Raw genomic sequence first — 15,109 nt, 5'->3', positions numbered from 1 at the left:
CTGAATGTTTCACGTGAAACAATGGGGCGGCTTGAAACCTACCTTGAGCTGCTTGCGAAGTGGAATTCAAAGATCAACTTGGTTTCCAAGTCGACCTTGGACCACGCTTGGACGCGTCATTTCGTGGATTCCGCTCAATTGCTCGAGCTCGCCCCTGATGACGCCAAGATCTGGATCGACATGGGCAGCGGCGGAGGTTTCCCTGGCTTGGTGATTGCAATCATCGGGGCAGAGTTGAGACCGGCTCTTTCCGTCACCCTCATGGAATCGGATCAGAGGAAATGCGCCTTCCTTCGCAACGTCCTGCGCGAAACCGGTGTCGCAGCGCAAGTTCTGTCGAAACGGATTGAACAGATCGATCCCACTGGGGCGGATGTCATTTCAGCCCGGGCTCTCGCGCCGCTCCACGTCCTTCTGGGTTTTGCCGTCCATCACGGGGCGCCCAATCTCACGGCACTCTTTCCCAAGGGCGAAAGCTGGAAATCCGAAGTGGAGGCAGCTGAACGGGAATGGCGCTTTCAACATGAGGTCTGGCCCAGTAAAACAAACCCCGAGGCAGTGGTTTTGAGAATCAAGGAAATCGAGCATGTCTGATCTTCTGACCGTCGTTGGACCCAAGATTGTTGCGGTAGCGAACCAGAAGGGTGGGGTGGGCAAGACCACGACGACCATCAATCTCGGTGCCGCCCTGGCAGAATTTGGCAGCAACGTTCTGATCATCGACCTCGATCCGCAGGGCAACGCGTCGACCGGTCTGGGTATCGAGATCGAGGCGCGAGAAAATACGACCTATGAATTGCTGCTCGACGATGCAGAGCTGAAGGATGTGATCCTGGAAACGGATGTCGACGGGCTTTGCATCGTTCCCTCGACTGTCGATCTAAGCTCTGCCGATATCGAGCTGATCGCGAATGAGAAGCGCAGCTTCCTTCTGCACGATGCGCTACGGCAGCCAGCGATGGAGCAATATGACTTTGATTTCATCCTGATCGACTGCCCGCCGTCGCTGAACCTCCTGACGGTGAACGCGATGGTCGCGTCGCATTCGGTACTCGTCCCGCTGCAAAGCGAATTCTTCGCGCTTGAAGGTCTGTCGCAACTGATGCTGACAATCCGCGAGGTCCGGCAATCTGCGAATCCGAACCTGAAAATCGAAGGTGTTGTGTTGACCATGTTCGACAACCGCAACAACTTGTCTCAACAGGTCGAAGCGGATGCGCGTGATAATCTCGGCGACCTGGTCTTCGCGACCAAGATTCCACGCAACGTGCGGGTCAGCGAGGCACCATCCTATGCCATGCCGGTTCTCGATTTCGATCCGGCATCGAAAGGCGCGAAAGCCTATCGCGACCTGGCGCAGGAATTTCTCAAGAACAACGAAATGGCTGAAGCCTGAGGGAAGAGCAAATGGCGAAACCAACACGAAATCGCGGTCTTGGTCGGGGCCTGTCTGCGCTGATGGCAGATGTGGCAGAAGAACCGACCAGCAGCGCAACGACGGAACAGACCACTGCCCGCCGGCCCGACATGATGGTGCCGATCGAACAGGTCGTGCCGAACCCGGACCAGCCGCGCCGGAGTTTCACCCAGAGCCAACTGGATGAGCTTGCCAATTCCGTCAAGGAAAAGGGCATCATCCAGCCGCTGATCGTCCGTCGTTCCGGCGACAATTTTGAAATCGTTGCCGGCGAACGGCGCTGGCGTGCGGCGCAGATGGCGAAGCTGCACGAGATTCCGGTTCTCGTGCGCGACTTCAACGATACCGAGGTCCTGGAAGTCGCGATCATCGAAAACATCCAGCGCGCCGACCTGAACCCGATCGAAGAGGCTGCGGGCTATCGGCAGTTGATGGATCGCTTTGGTCATACGCAGGAGAAACTGGCAGAAGCGCTTGGCAAGAGCCGTTCGCACATCGCCAACCTCCTTCGTCTGCTGAACCTGCCGGAAGACGTCCGCAGCATGCTGAGCGAAGGCCAGCTTTCAGCCGGTCACGCGCGGGCGCTGGTTACGGCCGACAACGCCTCGGCCCTTGCGTCCCGGATCGTGAAAGAGGGGCTCTCGGTGCGCGAGACGGAAAAGCTCGCCAAGCAGGGGGAGCCGGAAAAGGCGCCGAAACCGAAGAAGCCCGCTGTCGAAAAGGATGCCGACACCAAGGCGTTGGAAGGCGATCTTTCTGCAGCCCTGTCGATGAAGGTGAACGTCAACCACGTCGCCGGAACCGAAGGCGGGACGCTGTCGATTTCCTACAAGACGCTGGAGGAACTGGACGACCTCTGCCGTTTGCTTAGCGCGGGCCGTTAGGACGCGTCCAAAGGAACAACATCACGCAGCTCAACGTGACGGCCTGGATGGTGATCAATTGCCATTTCAGGCCCATGAGCACCGACAATCCCAGCACGAACGCGCAGGCCAGTGTGGCCATGCGCTTGGCGCGCAGCGAAACCGCGCCATGGGTCTGCCAGTCAACGATGGACGGGCCAAAGGTCGGGTGCGACAATAGCCAGTTGTGAAGCCGTTCGGAAGAGCGAGCGAAAAAGAACGCGGCCAGCAGCAGGAAGGGGACGGTGGGGATCAGCGGCAGGACCACACCGATCATGCCGCACAGCAGGCTGAGACATCCCAATCCAGCCCAAATAAAGCGCATTCCTCAAGCCTCCAGAAGGCGTCCGATCACCGCGTTCAAAACCATGCGCCCGTCCTTGGTCGCGCGCAGAAAACGGCCATCCGTTTCGACCATACCCATGTCAGATAAGTCGTTAAGACCCGATTGCGAGAGAGGCTTCCCCGCAAGCGCCTCGTATCGGGTCAGGTCGATCCCTTCGACCAGTCGCATGCCCATCAACAGGAATTCGGTCGCCTGGTCGTCGATGGTCAGGACCGAACGCTCCTTGTCGGCATTGCCGGCCTCTGCGGCGGTCAGCCACCCATTGGGCATGCGGATCGCCTCTGTTGCGGTACGATGTCCGTTCAAGGTCAGCCGGCCGTGCGCTCCGGGGCCGATGCCAACATAATCCCCGTACCGCCAATAGAGCCTGTTATGCCGCGATTCCGCCCCGGGCCGCGCGTGGTTGGAGACTTCGTAGGTCAGGAAACCGGCGGCCTCTGCCACATCTTGCGTGACCTCGTACATGGTTGCGGCGCTGTCATCGTCGGGCAGCCCGCGCAGTTTTCCGATCCGGTAGCGGTCACCGAAGGCGGTGCCGTCCTCGATCGTCAGCTGGTACATCGAGATATGGTCGATCGCGAGGGATAGAGCCTGTTTCAACTCGTCCTGCCAGGCCTCGACCGTTTGGTCCTGGCGCGCATAGATCAGGTCAAAGCTGACCCGGTCAAAGCAATCGCGCGCGATATCGAAAGCAGCCAGCGCCTCGGCGACGGTGTGGATACGCCCCAGCCGCTGTAGATCCCGGTCGTTCAGCGCCTGCAATCCCATTGACACACGTGAAACACCGGCCTGTTTATAGGCTCTGAACCGTCCGGATTCGACTGATCCCGGGTTTGCTTCCAGCGTCACTTCCAGGTCGTTGGCCTGCGGCCAGTGATACGCGATCCGTTCCAGAATGCCCGCAACGACGTCGGGGTTCATCAGGCTGGGCGTGCCGCCACCGAAAAAGATCGACGAAACGATGCGGCCAGGGGTTTCTGCCGCGTGTCTGTCAATCTCGGACAGGAAGGCGCGAAGCCATCTGTCCTGATCGACCTCGCGTGAGACATGCGAGTTGAAATCACAATAGGGGCACTTGGCCTGGCAGAACGGCCAATGCAGGTAGATCCCGAATCCGCCAGCTTGCCAATCTTCAGCCAAAGCAGCCCGTCACGAATTTGCGGAAGGCATCGGCCCGGTGAGACATGCCATGTTTCTTCGCCGGGTCCATTTCACCGAATGTCTCGGTCTCGCCGTCGGGCAGGAAGACAGGATCGAAGCCGAATCCGTTTTCGCCGCGCATCGGCCAGACGACCTGGCCCTCGACACGGCCTTCGAAAATCTCGTCATGGCCGTCCGGCCAGGCAAGACAGAGGGTGCAGTTGAACGCGGCCTTGCGCGGGGCAGGGGCGTTCTTTTCTTCCAGCAGGGTCCAGACCTTGGTCATCGCCATGGGAAAATCGCGACCGTTCGGTGTTTCCGCCCAATCGGCGGTGTAGACGCCCGGTGCACCATCCAGCGCATCGACGGTAATTCCGCTGTCATCGGACAAGGCGGGCAGCCCAGTGGCCTTCGCGGCGTAATGCGCCTTGATCCGGGCATTTCCGGAAAACGTGTCTTCGGTCTCTTCCGGTTCGTCCAGGCCGTGATCGCCGGCCGAGGTCACGGTGATCCCGAACGGGGTCAGAAGCTCCGCGATTTCGCGAAGCTTCCCCTTGTTGTGGCTGGCAATGACCAGCTGATCGCCATCGAACTTACGCACAGGCGGCCTTCTGGATTTCGACCAGCTCACCCACGCCTTTTTCCGCCAGGTCCATCAGCTGGTTCATCTGATCGCGGGAATAGGTCGCGCCTTCGGCGGACATCTGCACCTCGATCAGCTGTTTCGATCCGGTCATGATGAAGTTGCCATCAACGCCGGCTTCGCTGTCCTCGGGGTAATCGAGGTCCAGAACCGGCTGACCGGCATAAATGCCGCAGGACACCGCAGCCACCGGGTCGACCAGCGGATCAGAGACGATATCGCCTGCTTTCATCAATTTGTTGACCGCCAGCCGCAGCGCAACCCAGCCCCCGGTGATTGAAGCGCAGCGGGTTCCGCCATCGGCCTGGATCACGTCGCAATCGATTGAGATCTGGCGTTCGCCCATGGCGACCCGATCGACGCCAGCGCGCAGGGACCGGCCGATCAGCCGCTGGATTTCCACGGTGCGGCCGCCCTGCTTGCCCGCCGACGCCTCGCGCCGCATGCGTGAGGTGGTGGAGCGGGGCAGCATCCCGTATTCCGCCGTCACCCAGCCCAGGCCGGACCCCTTGATGAAGGGCGGAACGCGGTCCTCGATCGTGGCCGTGCAGATCACATGGGTGTCACCAACCTTGATCAGGCAAGACCCTTCTGCGTGTTTCGTGAAATCGGTTTCGATTGAAACCGGACGCATTTCGCTTAAATCTCGTCCTGATGGTCGCATGGGATCCCCTTTTCGTTGCTGCCGGGATAGTCCCGGCATGGCGGCAAAGGCAAGACCCGACTAGTTTCGATGCGGCAGGATATGACGCAAGGCATGAACGATACGACGAAAATCCTCAGTGAACTGAACGACCGCTCCCGCGAAGTTTTTCGCCGGGTGGTGGAGGGTTACCTGCAAAGCGGGGAACCCGTCGGATCGCGCACCCTGACCCGATCGATGAGCGAGCGGGTTTCGGCCGCCACGATCCGCAACGTGATGCAGGACCTGGAATATTACGGGCTTCTCGATTCCCCGCATGTCTCGGCCGGGCGGGTGCCGACACAGCGCGGTCTGCGCATGTTCGTCGATGGTCTGCTCGAGGTCGGTGACCTGGCCAATGCAGATCGCGAGATGATCGATGCCACCGTGGGAAATGGTGGCGGCGACGTGGGCGGCATGCTGGACAGGATCGGCTCTGCCCTGTCGGGCGCGACACAGGGCGCGTCACTTGTGCTTGCCCCGAAACACGAGGCGCCGATCCGTCATATTGAATTCGTGGCTCTGGGCCATGACAGGGCGTTGGTCGTTCTGGTTTTTGCCGACGGTCATGTGGAGAACCGTATCTTCCGTCCGCCGGCGGGACAGACGCCAAGCTCCATGCGGGAAGCGGCGAATTTCGTGAACTCTCTGGCCGAGGGAAAGACGCTGAGCGAGCTGGGCACCGTCATCTCGGATGAGATCAAGAACCGCAGGCAGGAGATCGATTCCCTTGCCCGGGAGCTGATCGATTCGGGCTGGGCCGAGTGGGACGGCGATGGCGGCAATTACGAACGCCTGATCGTCCGGGGGCGTGCAAACCTGCTGGATCAGGATGCCGCCGAGGAAGACCTGGATCGTATCCGCAACCTGTTCGATGATCTTGAGCGAAAACGGGACATTGCCGAGTTCCTGGAGCTAGCCGAAGAAGGCGAAGGTGTCCGTATTTTTATTGGCTCAGAGAACAAACTTTTTTCACTTTCGGGTTCCTCTTTGGTCGTCTCTCCATATATGAACGCGGATCGAAAGATTATCGGCGCGGTCGGGGTCATCGGACCCACCCGGCTGAACTATGGACGCATCGTGCCCATCGTGGATTACACGGCGCAACTGGTCGGCCGGATGATCGCAGACCGCAGTTAGAGGTGAGATATGGCAGAGCCCGAAAAGGACGAGTTCCTGGACGATATCGAGAGCGCAGAGGCCGAGGCCTATGCGGATCAGCTGGAAGAGTTTGACGACGAAGCCATTGAAGTCGATGCGCTTCGTGCGGAACGGGACGAGCTGAAGGACAAGTGGATGCGCGCCCTGGCCGATGCGGAGAACTCCCGCAAGCGGGCCGACAAGCAGCGCCGCGAAGCCGAGCAATATGGCGGGTCCAAGCTGGCCCGTGACCTGCTGCCCGTCTACGACAACATGAAGCGCGCGCTGGAGGCCGCCGGCGAGCGGACCGAAGAGACCGCAGCGCTGCTGGAAGGCGTCGAGCTGACCATGCGCGAGCTGGTCAACACTCTGAAAAAGCACGGTATTGAGCCGATTTCTCCGCAGGTTGGCGACAAGTTCGATCCCAACGTGCACGAGGCGATGTTCGAGGCACCGGTGCCCGGCACCAAGTCCGGGGACATCATCCAGGTGTCGGCCGAAGGGTTCTGGCTGCACGACCGTCTGCTGCGTCCGGCGCAGGTCGGGGTGTCGTCAACGCCAGCCTGATCCGGCTGCGCCGGATGCCTTCGGCGAGAGTATTTCTGGCAAGATGAAGCAGGGGCGTTGCGCGTTAACTTTCGCGCGACGCCTCTTTCAGTTTGTAGAGCATCTCGAGCGCGTCGCGGGGCGACAGATCGTCGGGATTCACCTCTTCCAGCAGGTCGGCAACGCGTCGGTATTGCGTCGGTATTGCGTCGGTGCGTTCGGGCGGGGCTTTAACCGAAAATTGGAAGAGTGGCAGATCGTCGATCACGGCCTTGGGCTGCGCCCCGCCTTCGCGGTCGCCCTTTTCCAGCGCATCCAGAACTTCGCGGGCGCGGGCGACCACGGCATCCGGCAGGCCGGCGAGGCGGGCGACCTGGACGCCATAGCTTCGGTCGGCGGCGCCGCGGATGACCTCGTGCAGGAAGATCACGTCGCCATCATGTTCCCGGACCGAGACGGTGGCGTTTTCGACGCCGGAGAGTTTCCCGGCCAGCGCCGTCATCTCGTGGTAATGGGTGGCGAAGAGCGCGCGGGAGCGATTGACCTCGTGCAGGTGTTCCAGCGTTGCCCAGGCGATGGACAGCCCGTCATAGGTGGCGGTGCCGCGACCGATTTCATCGAGGATCACCAGGGCGCGGTCATCGGCCTGGTTCAAGATCGCCGCGGTTTCGACCATTTCGACCATGAAGGTAGACCGGCCACGGGCCAGGTCATCCGATGCGCCGACGCGGGAAAAGAGCTGTGAGACCACCCCGATCTCGGCCGCCTGGGCAGGGACGTGGCTACCCATCTGCGCCAGCAGCACGATCAGCGCGGTCTGGCGCAGGAAGGTCGACTTACCAGCCATGTTGGGACCGGTCAGCAGCCAGATGGAGGACGGATCGCCGGACAGGTCGGTGTCGTTGGCGATGAAGGGCGCGCCGTCCTTGCGCAGGGACTGTTCGACCACCGGGTGACGGCCGGCGGTGATGTTCAGCACCTTGCTGTCGGTAACCCGCGGCTTGGCCCAGTTTTCCGCGATCGACAGGTCGGCGAGGGAGGTCGCGAGGTCGAGTTCCGACAGGGCGCGAGCGGTATCCGTGAGGTCCGATGCCCGGTCCAGAATTTGCGTTTTCAGGGCGTCATAGAGCCGCTTTTCGATGTCGAGCGCCCGTCCGCCGGCATTGAGGATACGGGTTTCCATTTCCGAGAGCTCGGGCGTGGTGAAGCGCAGCTGGTTGGCGGTGGTCTGGCGGTGCTTGAAGACCTCGTTCAGGGGTTCGGACAGCATCTTGTCAGCATGGGTCGCAGTGACCTCGATGAAATAGCCGAGGACATTGTTGTGCTTGATCTTGATCGAGGAGATGCCGGTCTGTTCGGCATATTGCGTCTGCATCTGGGCGATCACGCCGCGGCCCTCGTCGCGCAACTTGCGCGCCTCGTCGAGGTCGGTGTCGTAGCCCTGGGCGATGAAGCCACCGTCGCGGGCCAGCAGGGGCGGTTCGGCGACCAACGAAGCGTCGAGTAGCGACAGCAGGTCGTCATGTCCGGTCAGATGCCCGGCGCTGTCGGCCAGGAGATCGGGCAGATCGGCATTTTCCAGCGTTTCGGCGATCTGTTCGGCCTGGGTCAGCCCGTTGCGGATCGCGGCCAGGTCGCGGGGCCCGGCACGGTCGATGGCGAGGCGCGACAGGGCGCGGTCGATATCGGGCACACGGCGCAGGGCATCGCGCAGATCAGTGGAAATCTGTCTCTGTTCCACCATGAAATCGACCGCTGCGAGGCGGGACTGGATCGTGGAAAGATCGCGGGAAGGGCTGGAAAGACGCCGCTCCAGCAGGCGCGCGCCGCCGGGCGTGACGGTTCGGTCAATCGCGTGCAGCAGCGATCCGGCGCGGCCGCCGGCCAGGGAATGGGTCAGTTCCAGGTTGCGGCGGGTCGCGGCGTCGATCTGCATGGATCGGTCGGCCGCTTCGCGCTGGGGTTTGCGCAGCAGGGGCAATTTGCCCTTCTGCGTGATGTCGAGGTAATCGACGATGGCGCCCATGGCCGCGACCTCGGCCCGGGTGAAGGTGCCGAAGGCATCCAGCGAGGACACCTTGAAGAGCCGGCAAAGCCGGTCCTGTGCCCCGGTGCTGTCGAAGGACCCGCGCGACAGCGGGGTCAGGGAAATCCCGAAATCAGAGACTGTTTCGGCATAATCACGCTCCTGATCATCGGGCATCAGCAATTCGGACGGCGCGAGGCGGGCCAGTTCCGGTCCCAGCCGAACCGGGGGCAGGGGCATTACGTGAAACGCGCCCGTCGAGATATCGACCCAGGCCAGCGCGCCTTCGTCGCGCACGACAGTGAATGCGGCGAGGAAGTTGTGCCGGCGCGCATCCAGCAGCGATTCCTCGGTCAGGGTGCCGGGGGTGACGAGACGTACCACATCGCGTTTGACAACGGATTTGGCGCCGCGCTTCTTTGCCTCTTCGGGGGATTCCATCTGTTCGCCGACGGCGACGCGGAACCCCTTGCGAATGAGGGTGAGCAGGTAGTTTTCCGCCGAATGCACGGGCACACCGCACATCGGGATATCCTCGCCCAGGTGTTTGCCGCGCTTGGTCAGGGCGATATCCAGCGCCTCGGACGCGGCGACCGCGTCGTCGAAGAACAGCTCGTAGAAATCGCCCATCCTGTAGAACAGCAGGGCATCGGGATAGCCCTGCTTGATCTCGAGGAACTGGGCCATCATCGGCGTGACGGTCGGTTTGTTCAACATGCACCCCCGTGGTTTGGCCGAGACCTTACAAAGGCAGAGTCTGGGGTGAAAGCCGAAATGGTTGAGTGGGACGGGGTGCTTGTGTAAGACGCCTGAGCCGCAGGAGGAGAGTGCCGCATGTCGAAGTCGAAATCCCGGATCACGCCGGAAGACGCCCTGGCGTTCCATCTGGAGCCGAGCCCCGGGAAATGGGAGGTCTCGGCCACCGTTCCGATGACGACGCAGCGCGACCTGTCGCTGGCCTATTCGCCCGGCGTGGCGGTGCCCTGCGAGGCGATCGCGGCGAACCCCGAGACGGCCTATGATTACACCAACAAGGGTAACCTCGTGGCGGTGATTTCCAACGGCACCGCGGTGCTGGGCCTGGGCAACCTGGGCGCGCTGGCGTCGAAGCCGGTGATGGAGGGCAAGTCGGTGCTGTTCAAGCGGTTCGCCGACGTGAACTCGATCGACCTGGAGCTGGACACCGAGGACACGGACGCCTTCATCAACGCGGTGAAGCTGATGGGGCCGTCCTTTGGCGGGATCAACCTGGAAGACATCAAGGCGCCCGAATGTTTCATCATCGAGCAGCGCCTGAAGGAAGAGATGGACATCCCCGTCTTCCACGACGACCAGCACGGGACGGCAGTGATCTGTGCGGCGGGGCTGATCAATGCGCTGAAGATCTCGGGCAAGAAGATCGAGGATTGCCGGATTGTCCTGAACGGGGCGGGCGCGGCAGGGATCGCCTGTATCGAGCTGCTCAAGCGGATGGGGGCGCGGCATGAGAATTGCATCGTCTGTGACACCAAGGGCGTGATCTACCAGGGCCGGACCGACGGGATGAACCAGTGGAAGTCGGCCCATGCGATCACGACCGAACTGCGCAGTCTGGAAGAGGCGATGGTGGATGCCGATGTCTTCCTCGGTGTGTCGGTGAAGGGGGCGGTGACGCAGGAGATGGTCAAGAGCATGGCAAAGGACGCCGTGATCTTTGCCATGGCGAACCCGGACCCGGAGGTGACGCCGGAAGAGGTGCACGAGGTGCGCGAGGACGTGATCGTCGCCACCGGGCGCAGCGATTACCCGAACCAGGTGAACAACGTCCTGGGCTTTCCCTACCTGTTCCGGGGGGCGCTGGACATCCACGCCCGCGCGATCAACGACGAGATGAAGATCGCCTGTGCCGAGGCGCTGGCGGAACTGGCGCGCGAGGACGTGCCGGACGAGGTGGCGATGGCTTATGGCAAGGCGCTGACCTTCGGGCGTGACTACATCATCCCGACGCCCTTCGATCCGCGGCTGATTCATCGGATTCCGCCCGCCGTGGCGCAGGCCGGGATGGAGACGGGCGCGGCGCGGCGGCCCATCGTGGACATGGAAAGCTATGAGCTGAGCCTGAAGTCCCGGATGGACCCGACGGCGAACATCCTGCGGTCGATCAACACAAGGGCGCGGAATGCGCAGGCCCGCATGATCTTTGCCGAGGGGGACGACCCCCGCGTGCTGCGTGCTGCCGTGCAATACCAGCGGTCTGGCCTGGGCGAAGCGCTGGTCGTCGGCCGCGAAGCTGACGTGAAGGCCAAGCTGGAGGCCGCAGGCCTGGGCGATGCGGTGGGCGAGCTGACCGTGGTCAACGCCGCCAATACCGAGCATCTGGATGAGTACAAGGCGTTCCTTTACAACCGCCTGCAACGCAAGGGTCACGACCAGCACGACGTGCATCGGCTGGCCGCGCGCGACCGCCACGTCTTTGGCGCGCTGATGCTGGCGCATGGGCATGGCGATGGCCTTGTCACCGGGGCGACGCGGAAATCGGCCCATGTGCTGGAGCTGATCAACCACGTGTTCGATGCCGATTCCGATCACGGTGCAGCCGGGGTCACCGCGCTGATCCACAAGGGCCGGATCGTGCTGGTGTCGGATACGCTGGTGCATGAATGGCCGGACGAGAACGACCTTGCGGATATCGCCGAACGGGCCGCCGACGTGGCGCGGGATCTGGGGCTTGAGCCGCGTGTCGCCTTTGTCAGCTTTTCGACCTTCGGCTACCCGGTCTCGGAACGGGCCGAGAAGATGCATATCGCGCCGCGCGTCCTGGCAGAACGGGGTGTCGATTTCGAATTCGAAGGCGAGATGACCGTCGATGTCGCGCTGAACAGCCGTGCGCGCGAGCATTTCCCCTTCGCCCGCCTGACGGACAATGCCAACGTTCTGGTCGTCCCGGCGCGCCACTCTGCCAGTATCAGTGTGAAACTGATGCAGGAAATGGCCGGGGCCACGGTGATCGGCCCGATCCTGTCGGGCGTCGACAAGCCGATCCAGATCTGTTCGACCGGGTCGACCGTCAGCGACATCATGAACATGGCCCTCCTGGCCGCCTGCAAGGTGCGGTGACATGACCGTCTGGAACCTGGGATCGGTGAATGCGGATCTGGTGTATCGCCTGCCGCATCTGCCCGCCCCGGGTGAGACGCTGGCCGCGAAAGACCACCAGAAGGGTCTGGGCGGCAAGGGTGCCAACATGTCCGTTGCCGTGGCGCGGGCCGGATCGCGGGTGGAACATATCGGCGCGATTGGCGCCGATGGCCAATGGATGCGGGACCGGCTGGGCGAATACGGCGTTGGCGTGGCCCATCTGGTCGAGGCCGGCCCTGTCTCCGGCCATGCGGTGATCGCGGTGGACGAGGCGGGCGAAAACCAGATCATCCTGTTCCCCGGATCGAACCAGCAGATCGACGCGGACGGGATCGAGGCCGCGCTGGACGGCGCCGAGCTGGGCGACATCGCCGTGTTCCAGAACGAAACCAATGCTCAGGTGCGCTTTGCCGACCTGGCAAAGGCGCGTGGGCTGCGCGTCGTCTATGCCGCCGCGCCCTTTTCGGTCGAGGCGGTGCGCGCCGTTCTGGATCGGATCGACATTCTTGTCATGAACGCGGTAGAGGCCGCGCAGCTGGAAGAGGCGCTGGACCTGGCCCCCGAGGCGCTGCCGGTTCGTGATGTGGTCATCACCCTGGGCGGCGACGGCTGCCGCTGGATCCGGCCCGGGACGGGTGAAGACAGGACTATTGCCGCGCCGCGCGTCGACGTGGTCGATACCACCGGGGCGGGGGATACGTTCACCGGATATCTGCTGGCCGGACTGGACCAGGGGATGGAGATGGAGCCGGCGCTGACCCTTGCGCAGAAGGCCGGCGCGGTGATGGTGACGCGGCTGGGCACGGCCGATGTGATCCCCAAGCGGACAGAAATCGAAAATTTTTCTGTCTCACGTGAAACTGGTGTGTCCGATCCTTCGTGATTCCCGATGACCGCCCACAGAGGGGTGGATAGAAATCATTGGGAGACCACAGATGAAAACCCTTATTACCGCAGCAGCATTTGCGATCACCGCAGGCGGCGCCTTTGCCGCGAGCCACGCGATGGCACCGATGGTCGAAGGCTCTGACCAGGACGTTTCGGGCGGCACCGTGACCGCCTCCAAGATTGTTGCACCGGAAAACGGCTGGCTGGTCGTGCACCGCACCGGCGAAGACATGAAGCCCGGCCCGGTCGTCGGCCATGCCCCCATCAAGATGGGTGAAAACATGGACGTCACCGCGATCCTGACCGAAGAAGTCGCCTCGGGCGACATGCTGATGCTGATGGTGCACTCCGAAGCGGGGGGCATGGAAACCGGCATCTTCGAATATACGCTCGGCGCGAAAGAAGACGGCCCGATCAAGCCCGACGGGGAACTGGTCATGAAGGTCGTCACCGCCGAGTAAGCGAAGAGCAGTACCGCGGGGCCCCTACATCCCGCGGTGGGAACGGTGTCGGCCCGTCCCCTCGTCCTCTTCGACCCGACACCGTTCGGGATTGGCCAGGGTTTCCCCCCTGGCCTTTTCCTTTTCCACGTCTTGGCATTTGGCGGGTGCGGGCCTAGCGTCCGGTAAAACCGCTGGGGAGTGCCATGACAGACCAGACCACCCATGACGCGCAGGACGACCCGCGCAATGCCGATCTGAAATTCTATCTGAACGGCCGGATCGTCGGTGACGGAGAGGCCGTCGTGTCGATCTATGACAGCGGGTTCATGCTGGGCGATGGCATCTGGGAGGGTCTGCGCCTGTACGAGGGGAAGTGGGCGTTCCTGGACGAACACCTGGACCGGCTGTTCGAGGCCGCCAAAGCGATCGACCTGGATATCGGGATGGATCGGGGTGAAATTGTCTCTGCTCTGGAGGCTTTGCGGGCCGCGAATGGCATGGAAACCGATGCCCATGCGCGGCTGATGGTGACCCGGGGACGCAAGGTGCGCCCGTTCCAGCATCCGTCGCTGTCGCGGTCCGGTCCGACGGTCGCGATCATCATGGAACATTCGGTGCCCATGGTGGGGCGGCCGCTGCGACTGGCGACCGTGCCGCATGTGCGGGGTTTGCCGATGACGCAGGATCCCAAGCTGAATTCACATTCCAAGCTGAACTGCATCCTGGCCTGTATCGCGGCCGAAAAGGCCGGGGCGGACGAGGCGCTGATGCTGGATGTGCATGGCTTCGTGAACACGACCAATGCCTGCAACTTCTTCATCGTGCGGAAGGGGGAGGTTTGGACCTCGACCGGGGATTACTGCATGAACGGGATCACCCGGTCCAAGGTGATCGCCGTGTGTCGCGCCGCCGGGATCCCGGTGTTCGAGAAGAATTTCTCGGTGGTGGAATGTTACGGCGCGGAAGAGGCGTTCGTGACGGGGACGTTCGGGGCGCAGACGGCCGTGGGTGAGATCGACGGCCGGGTGATCGGTACGGGGGAAATGGGACCGATGACCGAACGTATCCGTGCGCTCTACAAGGAGCTGGTTGCCCAATGAAGATCGCCTGCTGGTCCGGCCCGCGCAATATCTCGACCGCGCTGATGTATGCGTTTTCCAACCGTGCGGATTGCGGTGCGGTGGATGAACCCTTCTACGCCGCCTACCTGGAGCGGACCGGCAAGGACCACCCGATGCGGCCGGAAATCCTGGCCTCTCAGCCGCGCGATCCGGAGGCGGTCGTGGCAGCGTTATGTGGCTCTAACCCGGCTGAATTGCCCCATGTCTACCACAAGCACATGGCGCAGCACATGTTGCCGGGGCTGTGGGGCGACTGGGTCGCGGAGATGGTCCACGTGATCCTGATCCGGCATCCGGCCCGTGTCGTCAGTTCGTTCCGCAAAGGGTATGCGGAGGCGGGGCTGGAGGATGTCGGCTTTGTCCAGCTGGCCGAGATTTACGACAACCTGACGGCGCGCGGGCTGGACCCGGTGATCGTCGAGGGATCGGATGTGCGCGCGGATCCGGAGGGGATGCTGCGCGCGTTGTGCGACCGGATCGGACTGGCCTGGGACCCGGCGATGCTGGAATGGCCGGCGGGGCCGAAGGATGTCGACGGGGTCTGGGCGCCGGTCTGGTATGGGGCGGTTCACCAATCGACGGGCTTTGCCGGGCCGGAGGGCGAGTTGCCTGACCTTGACGGTGTGGCCCGCGAGATGGCCGAGGCGGTGACCTGCCCCCCGCGAAATCCCTCACCTTAATGTAGAGTCTGCGCCAAC

Annotated in this window: 15 protein-coding genes; 10 read left to right on the top strand and 5 right to left on the bottom strand. The window is 62.5% G+C overall.

Features of this window, described 5'->3' with window-relative positions; genetic code table 11:
• Positions 1–21 precede the first annotated feature (21 nt).
• Genes rsmG through ATO9_RS19505 form a run of 3 tightly spaced genes read left to right on the top strand, consistent with a single transcriptional unit; the run spans position 22 to position 2,301 of the window.
• Positions 22–594, top strand: coding sequence for a 16S rRNA (guanine(527)-N(7))-methyltransferase RsmG (rsmG, locus tag ATO9_RS19515; RefSeq protein WP_156127928.1), 573 nt, complete (start codon positions 22–24; stop codon positions 592–594).
• On the top strand, positions 587–1,396 hold the full coding sequence (locus ATO9_RS19510) for a ParA family protein (RefSeq protein ID WP_043753374.1): 810 nt from the start codon (positions 587–589) through the stop codon (positions 1,394–1,396). Before rsmG ends, ATO9_RS19510 begins: the two co-directional genes overlap by 8 nt.
• Positions 1,397–1,407: 11 nt before the next feature.
• Positions 1,408–2,301, top strand: coding sequence for a ParB/RepB/Spo0J family partition protein (locus ATO9_RS19505; protein WP_043753372.1), 894 nt, complete (start codon positions 1,408–1,410; stop codon positions 2,299–2,301).
• Here the strand turns inward: ATO9_RS19505 and ATO9_RS19500 are convergent.
• The 4 genes from ATO9_RS19500 to rph are packed head-to-tail and all read right to left on the bottom strand — an operon-like array spanning position 2,285 to position 5,112.
• Entirely contained in the window at positions 2,285–2,644 is a 360-nt protein-coding gene (locus ATO9_RS19500; RefSeq protein WP_043753371.1) for a YbaN family protein, read from the bottom strand. The two genes, ATO9_RS19505 and ATO9_RS19500, sit on opposite strands and share 17 nt — an antisense overlap.
• A gap of 3 nt (positions 2,645–2,647) precedes the next feature.
• A complete protein-coding gene (gene hemW / locus ATO9_RS19495) occupies positions 2,648–3,805 on the bottom strand; it encodes a radical SAM family heme chaperone HemW (RefSeq protein WP_043753369.1) in 1,158 nt (385 codons plus the stop codon).
• A complete protein-coding gene (gene rdgB / locus ATO9_RS19490) occupies positions 3,798–4,406 on the bottom strand; it encodes an RdgB/HAM1 family non-canonical purine NTP pyrophosphatase (RefSeq protein WP_043753367.1) in 609 nt (202 codons plus the stop codon). The genes hemW and rdgB overlap by 8 nt, the downstream gene beginning before the upstream one ends.
• Positions 4,399–5,112 carry a ribonuclease PH gene (rph, locus tag ATO9_RS19485; RefSeq protein WP_043753365.1) on the bottom strand — a complete coding sequence of 238 codons (714 nt, stop codon included), beginning with the start codon at positions 5,110–5,112 and terminating at the stop codon, positions 4,399–4,401. The genes rdgB and rph overlap by 8 nt, the downstream gene beginning before the upstream one ends.
• A gap of 93 nt (positions 5,113–5,205) precedes the next feature.
• On the opposite strand from rph, the gene hrcA reads away from it, so the two are divergent.
• Together hrcA and ATO9_RS19475 are read left to right on the top strand one after the other, a co-directional pair.
• Entirely contained in the window at positions 5,206–6,270 is a 1,065-nt protein-coding gene (hrcA, locus tag ATO9_RS19480; RefSeq protein ID WP_043753537.1) for a heat-inducible transcriptional repressor HrcA, read from the top strand.
• 9 nt (positions 6,271–6,279) lie between these two features.
• Positions 6,280–6,837, top strand: coding sequence for a nucleotide exchange factor GrpE (locus tag ATO9_RS19475; protein ID WP_043753363.1), 558 nt, complete (start codon positions 6,280–6,282; stop codon positions 6,835–6,837).
• Between the two features lie 64 nt (positions 6,838–6,901).
• On the opposite strand, the gene mutS is transcribed toward ATO9_RS19475, so the two are convergent.
• Complete coding sequence (gene mutS, locus ATO9_RS19470; protein WP_043753533.1) at positions 6,902–9,532, bottom strand: DNA mismatch repair protein MutS; 2,631 nt, start codon at positions 9,530–9,532, stop codon at positions 6,902–6,904.
• A gap of 144 nt (positions 9,533–9,676) precedes the next feature.
• On the opposite strand from mutS, the gene ATO9_RS19465 reads away from it, so the two are divergent.
• From ATO9_RS19465 to ATO9_RS19445, 5 genes are all read left to right on the top strand, one after another.
• Entirely contained in the window at positions 9,677–11,938 is a 2,262-nt protein-coding gene (locus ATO9_RS19465) for an NADP-dependent malic enzyme (RefSeq protein WP_043753361.1), read from the top strand.
• Position 11,939: 1 nt separating this feature from the next.
• Positions 11,940–12,842 carry a ribokinase gene (locus ATO9_RS19460; RefSeq protein ID WP_043753359.1) on the top strand — a complete coding sequence of 301 codons (903 nt, stop codon included), beginning with the start codon at positions 11,940–11,942 and terminating at the stop codon, positions 12,840–12,842.
• Positions 12,843–12,894: 52 nt separating this feature from the next.
• Positions 12,895–13,308 carry a DUF7282 domain-containing protein gene (locus tag ATO9_RS19455; RefSeq protein ID WP_043753357.1) on the top strand — a complete coding sequence of 138 codons (414 nt, stop codon included), beginning with the start codon at positions 12,895–12,897 and terminating at the stop codon, positions 13,306–13,308.
• 185 nt (positions 13,309–13,493) lie between these two features.
• Positions 13,494–14,390: an aminotransferase class IV gene (locus ATO9_RS19450; protein ID WP_043753354.1), complete on the top strand. Its 897-nt coding sequence runs from the start codon at positions 13,494–13,496 to the stop codon at positions 14,388–14,390.
• Entirely contained in the window at positions 14,387–15,091 is a 705-nt protein-coding gene (locus tag ATO9_RS19445; RefSeq protein WP_043753353.1) for a sulfotransferase-like domain-containing protein, read from the top strand. Before ATO9_RS19450 ends, ATO9_RS19445 begins: the two co-directional genes overlap by 4 nt.
• Positions 15,092–15,109: the final 18 nt, after the last annotated feature.

Source organism: Pseudooceanicola atlanticus, from assembly GCF_000768315.1.
Classification (GTDB): domain Bacteria; phylum Pseudomonadota; class Alphaproteobacteria; order Rhodobacterales; family Rhodobacteraceae; genus Pseudooceanicola; species Pseudooceanicola atlanticus.
This window is presented reverse-complemented; position numbering and strand designations above follow the sequence as displayed.